6 protein-coding genes and 1 pseudogene are annotated in these 5,129 nt (G+C 59.8%); 4 read left to right on the forward strand and 3 right to left on the reverse strand.

Going from position 1 to position 5,129, the window contains the following annotated elements; all coding sequences use genetic code 11:
- Window positions 1-387: 387 nt before the first annotated feature.
- The gene (locus tag ACRESD_RS02735) at window positions 388-1,218 is read left to right on the forward strand and encodes an undecaprenyl-diphosphate phosphatase (RefSeq protein ID WP_123716410.1); all 831 of its coding nucleotides are present in this window, start codon (window positions 388-390) and stop codon (window positions 1,216-1,218) included.
- Window positions 1,215-1,598 carry a DUF1294 domain-containing protein gene (locus tag ACRESD_RS02740; protein WP_431749518.1) on the forward strand — a complete coding sequence of 128 codons (384 nt, stop codon included), beginning with the start codon at window positions 1,215-1,217 and terminating at the stop codon, window positions 1,596-1,598. The genes ACRESD_RS02735 and ACRESD_RS02740 overlap by 4 nt, the downstream gene beginning before the upstream one ends.
- Here ACRESD_RS02740 and ACRESD_RS02745 read toward each other — a convergent pair.
- Window positions 1,587-1,943, reverse strand: coding sequence for an MmcQ/YjbR family DNA-binding protein (locus ACRESD_RS02745; protein ID WP_431749519.1), 357 nt, complete (start codon window positions 1,941-1,943; stop codon window positions 1,587-1,589). The genes ACRESD_RS02740 and ACRESD_RS02745 overlap by 12 nt on opposite strands.
- The gene (locus tag ACRESD_RS02750; protein ID WP_431749520.1) at window positions 1,940-2,848 is read right to left on the reverse strand and encodes a LysR substrate-binding domain-containing protein; all 909 of its coding nucleotides are present in this window, start codon (window positions 2,846-2,848) and stop codon (window positions 1,940-1,942) included. Before ACRESD_RS02750 ends, ACRESD_RS02745 begins: the two co-directional genes overlap by 4 nt.
- Window positions 2,849-2,974: 126 nt before the next feature.
- On the opposite strand from ACRESD_RS02750, the gene ACRESD_RS02755 reads away from it, so the two are divergent.
- Window positions 2,975-3,586 carry an FMN-dependent NADH-azoreductase gene (locus ACRESD_RS02755; protein WP_431749521.1) on the forward strand — a complete coding sequence of 204 codons (612 nt, stop codon included), beginning with the start codon at window positions 2,975-2,977 and terminating at the stop codon, window positions 3,584-3,586.
- A 207-nt stretch (window positions 3,587-3,793) separates the two neighbouring features.
- Entirely contained in the window at window positions 3,794-4,843 is a 1,050-nt protein-coding gene (locus tag ACRESD_RS02760; RefSeq protein WP_431749522.1) for an alpha/beta hydrolase family protein, read from the forward strand.
- On the opposite strand, the pseudogene ACRESD_RS02765 reads toward ACRESD_RS02760, so the two are convergent.
- Window positions 4,837-5,129: pseudogene (locus ACRESD_RS02765) on the reverse strand (MFS transporter); the annotation flags it as partial. The gene ACRESD_RS02760 and the pseudogene ACRESD_RS02765 overlap by 7 nt on opposite strands.

Genomic DNA, 5,129 nt, shown 5'->3' on the forward strand with positions numbered 1-5,129 from the left:
GTCTGGACCACATGTTGGGTCTGTTGGCGCTTGGCTTGGTAGAGATCGCCATGGATCTGCTTGAGCATCAGCAAGCCCAACGTCAGCAGCATCAACACGGCGACTATCAGGATCAGCCAGAGACGGCGGCTAATCGACATGCTGCGCAAACTGTTCATCGTCCTGTCACTCCATGCTTTTTATAGTTGTGGTGCTGCTTCGACATTTCCGGCGTGTCTGATAGGCTTTCGGCCTGTAATCGTAAAACCTGAGTACTGCCTGATTTTTCACGGAATTTTTGCAGTCCGGCGTGGATGATCCAACGCCTGGCCTTCAGCGCACTCATCATCAGTGAACCACTAGAAAAGACTAACGGGGCGTGCCTCGGGCATGACCTTTGGGGGAAATATGGATTTTTGGACCGCCATACAGGCATTGATACTTGGCGTGGTGGAGGGCTTGACGGAGTTCCTGCCGATCTCCAGCACCGGTCACCAGATCATTGTGGCCGACCTGATCGGTTTCGGCGGCGAGCGTTTTGAAGCGTTCAATATCATCATTCAGTTGGGTGCGATCCTGGCGGTGGTGTGGGAATTCCGGCGCAAGATCCTCGACGTTGTGATCGGTTTGCCGACACAACGCAATGCCCAGCGCTTTACCGTCAACCTGATCATCGCGGTGTTGCCGGCCGTGGTATTGGGGGTGATTTTCGCTGACCTGATCAAGCACTACCTGTTCAACCCGATCACCGTGGCGACCGCGCTGGTGATTGGCGGTGTGATCATGTTGTGGGCCGAGCGCCGCCAGCATGCCGTGCACGCGCACACCGTGGATGACATCACTTGGAAAGAAGCGCTCAAGGTCGGCCTGGCCCAGTGCCTGGCGATGATTCCCGGCACTTCGCGTTCCGGCGCGACCATCATCGGCGGCCTGTTGTTCGGCCTGTCGCGTAAAACCGCCACCGAGTTCTCGTTCTTCCTGGCCATGCCAACCATGGTCGGTGCGGCAGTGTATTCGGGCTACAAATACCGTCACCTGTTCCAGCCGGACGACCTGCCGGTATTCGCCATTGGTTTCGTCACCTCGTTCATCTTCGCGATGATCGCGGTCAAGGCGTTGCTCAAGTTCATCGCCAGCCATAGCTATGCGGCGTTTGCCTGGTACCGGATCGCGTTCGGCCTGGTGATCCTGGCAACGTGGCAGTTCGGTTGGATCGACTGGTCTGCGGTCAAGCCATGAACATCCAGCACCCACGCTTGAAAGCGGCGATCTTTGTATTGCTGTGCGCCGCGCCGCTGATCGGGTCGGCGTTATTGTGGTATCGCGGCGAGACGCTGATCCCCCTGGTGGCCTATGGCGTGGTCAGCGTGGTGGCGTTTTTCCTGTACTGGAGCGACAAGCGCAAGGCGCAGACGGACGACCGCCGTATCCCGGAGAACATCCTGCACGCTGTCGAGCTGGCAGGCGGTTGGCCGGGGGCGTTGATCGCCCAGCAGGTGTTTCGCCACAAGACACGCAAGGTGTCGTATCAGGTGTTGTTCTGGCTGATCGTGTTGCTGCACCAGGTGTTCTGGCTGGATCAGCTGTTTCTGGGCGGTACCCTGTTGTCAGTCCTCTAGCAGCAGCCCGACCTGCGTGCGCTTGGGCAGTTTGCTGACGACCAATTGGTGGGAACGCTGCAACAAGCCACGCAGTTCATCAGCGCCCAGCGGGTAGGGCGTGTTCATGATGATCCACTGCGCCCGCGCCAGGTACGGCGCCGGATGGATACCTGGGCGATCCACGTGGCCCAGGAACAATGCCTTGTCGACCTTGAAGGCCAATGAGTCACCGCGCAAATTCTGCACGGCGAACATCTTGTTGCCGGCAATCGAGAACACCCGAACGCCGCCCCATTTGTAGTCTTCCCGCGCTCCGGGCAGGCCCAGGCAAAACGCGGCGACTTGTGCTTCGGTCATCTTCATAACAGGCGGTCTCCGCATCCTTTGAAGCCTTCTTCAAGGTAGTCGATCCAGGCACGAATGGCCGGCAGCACGCCGCGTCGATGTGGGTACACCGCCTGCAGCCAGCCTCCCGGCAGCGACCACTCAGGCAGCAGCCGCACCAGGTGACCGCTGGCCAATTCCTCTTCGCAATACAGCATCGGCAGCACGGTAAAACCCAGGCCCATGATTGCACTGGCCTTACGCACGATGAAATCGTCAATGCCTAGGCGGGCCTCCATCACCAGGTCGTGGGGGTGGCCCTGGGGGTCGAGAATGCGTTGATGCACCATGCGATCCGCTTCCAGTGCGCCCAGCATCGGCAGATGCTTGAGGTCTTCGAGGGTGTCGATCTGCTTGCCGTGCACGAAGGCGGGGCTGGCCACCAGTGCCGTCTGGGCCTGGCGCAGGCGCTTGGTGACCAGCAGCGGGTCTTCGTCGCCATGCTCGCGCACGCGCAGGGCGACGTCGATGCCTTCGGCCACCAGGTCTACACGGCGATTGACCAGGGTCATTTCCAGTTGTACCAGGGGATAGGTCGCGAGGAATCCAGCGACCATATTCGGCAGCATGTACTGGGCCATGCCCACCGGGCAACTGACCCGCAGGCGTCCACGGGGTTCGCTGGACATACTGGCCACGGCCTCATCGGCCATTTCCGCTTCCAGCAGCATTGCCTGGCAATGGCGCAAGTAGCGCTCGCCGACGGCGGTGAGGGTCAGTTGCCGAGTAGTGCGCTGCAGCAGGCGGGCGCCCAGGCGTTCTTCCAGTTCGGCAATGCGGCGCGACAAGCGTGACTTGGGAATGCCGAGTAGCCGTCCAGCCGCGGCAAAGCCGCCGGCTTCGACGACTTTGGCGAAATAGTAGAGGTCGTTGAGGTCTTGCATGGGGGAGCCTATTGTCCTGTCAGTGGGACAAACTATCGCATTTTAAGCGGCTTATCGACCATTCGTTTCATGAGTAGCATTACCACCATCAGATCGCTACTGTCGATCCCACACCGGAGATCCACCATGAAACTGTTGCATATCGATTCCAGCATTCTCGGCGACAACTCGGCTTCCCGTCAGCTCAGCGCAGGTGTTGTCAAAGCCTGGCAAGCGGCCGAGCCAGGTGTGGTAGTGACCTACCGCGATCTGGCCAGCGAAGGCATCAACCACTTTTCCGGCGCCACGCTGGGCGCACTGGGCACGCCTGCCGAGTCGCGTGATGTGGCACAGAAGCAAGAAGCTGAACTGAGCGCCAACACCCTGGCCGAATTCCTGGCGGCGGATGCCATCGTCCTGGCGGCACCGATGTACAACTTCACCATTCCGACCCAGTTGAAAGCCTGGATCGACCGCATCGCGGTGGCCGGCCAGACATTCCGCTATACCGAAGCCGGCCCGGAAGGCCTGTGTGGCAACAAGAAAGTCATCATCGTGTCCACCTCGGGTGGCCTGCATGTTGGCCAAGCCACTGGCGTTGCTCACGAAGACTATCTGAAAGTGCTGCTGGGCTTCCTGGGCATCACTGACATCGAATTTGTCCGTGCCCACGGCCTGGCCTACGGTGACGAGTTCCGCACCAAGTCCCTGAGCGACGCTAACGTACTCATCAACGAACAGTTGTTCGCCGCTGCGTAAGACTTGTGTAAATTTCGCCCTTCCTCGGTTTCATTCTGAACCCGGGCGCCTAAACTCTGTACTCTGATCGCCTTACAACGATCAGGGCACGGAGTTTTCTCGTTTTGCCGCTGTCTTCAATGTGGCCCAGGTTATGCAGGCATGGGTTTATCACCTGGACTTTCAATTCGATATGTCGGTTATCACGCAGCAAAGGTGGACATCCCCATGATGCGTCTTTGTGCTGTTTTGGTTCTTTCCCTGCTTGGCGGCCTGGTTTCAGTGCACGCCGCGCCTGCACCGCACCCGCATTGGAGTGTGGGCTTCCATCGCATGACGTTTCTCGACCCGCTGGATTCGCAGCCGATGAAGGCTATCGCGTTCTATCCGTCCACCGGCCCCTCTATCGGTCTTGAGCACGCCACCCAGCTAGGCCCTTATCACGTCGCTGCCACCGAAGACTCCAGGGTCGCCATCGGCCGCTTCCCCATGCTGATGTTGTCCCATGGCAATACCGGTACGCCGCTGGCCCTGCACGACCTTGCCACCTCCTTGGCACGCAAAGGCTTTGTGGTGGTGGCGGTGCTGCATCCCGGCGACAACTATAAGGATCACAGCCGCCTGGGCACCGTGAGCAATTTGTATGGTCGGCCGATCCAGATTTCTGCGGCGATCACGGCCACACTGAGTGACCCTATGCTTTCACCGTACGTTAACGTCGATCAGGTGGGAGTCATTGGTTATTCGGCGGGTGGCGAGACCGCGTTGATCCTGGCCGGTGCCAAGCCCGACTTCGACCGTCTGCGGCGCTACTGCCAGGAGCGCCCGGAAGACCATGACGCCTGCACCACCAAAGGTGAACTGGTGGTGGACCGTGAAGACCTGCAACCCCAGGCCGACCCGCGTATTCACGCATTAATGCTGATGGCGCCGCTGAGTCTGATGTTTGGCCGCCACACCCTGGCGGATGTGCATGTACCGGTGCTGCTCTACAGCGGCGATGGTGACAAGCTGGTGGCCGTGGACAAGAACGCCGCCGCCCTGGCGCGCAAACTGCCGGAACCACCGAATTTCAAGCTGCTGGCCGGGGCAGGGCACTTCGTGTTCATGGCACCGTGCGACAGTGATCAACTGATGGCCATGCCTGCAATCTGCACCGATGCGGATGGTGTTGACCGTGAAGGTATTCACCGCGATCTGATTTCCGAGGCCGGGCGCTTTTTTACTCGCACCCTTGGCCAGTCAAGCCGCGCCGGTTTGCAAACCGCTGATCAGTAAGCGCGGCGCTTGAGCTGCAAGGTCAAGCCCAATGCCGTGAGCGACAGCAGCGCCGCGCAAAAGAAGATCCAGCCATAGCCGAGATTCAGTGCCACGGCCCCCATCAATGGACCGGCAATCGCCAGGGCCAGGTCAAAAAACACGGCGTACGCACTCAGGCCAGCACCTCGGCTGCTGTTGGGCACTTGCTTGATCGCTTCCACGCCCAGCGCCGGGTACACCAACGACAAACCAAAACCGGTCAGTCCCGCACCGATCAAGGCGATAGCGGTGGAGGGCGCCAGCC

Origin of the sequence: Pseudomonas sp. (genome assembly GCF_050739995.1) — a bacterium.
Taxonomy (GTDB): Bacteria; Pseudomonadota; Gammaproteobacteria; order Pseudomonadales; family Pseudomonadaceae; genus Aquipseudomonas.

Coding starts and splice junctions, on each gene's coding strand:
- ACRESD_RS02750 (WP_431749520.1), bottom strand. CDS start 2,848: ATGCAAGACCTCAACGACCTCTACTATTTCGCCAAAGTCGTCGAAGCC.
- ACRESD_RS02745 (WP_431749519.1), bottom strand. CDS start 1,943: ATGAAGATGACCGAAGCACAAGTCGCCGCGTTTTGCCTGGGCCTGCCC.
- ACRESD_RS02755 (WP_431749521.1), top strand. CDS start 2,975: ATGAAACTGTTGCATATCGATTCCAGCATTCTCGGCGACAACTCGGCT.
- ACRESD_RS02760 (WP_431749522.1), top strand. CDS start 3,794: ATGATGCGTCTTTGTGCTGTTTTGGTTCTTTCCCTGCTTGGCGGCCTG.
- ACRESD_RS02740 (WP_431749518.1), top strand. CDS start 1,215: ATGAACATCCAGCACCCACGCTTGAAAGCGGCGATCTTTGTATTGCTG.
- ACRESD_RS02735 (WP_123716410.1), top strand. CDS start 388: ATGGATTTTTGGACCGCCATACAGGCATTGATACTTGGCGTGGTGGAG.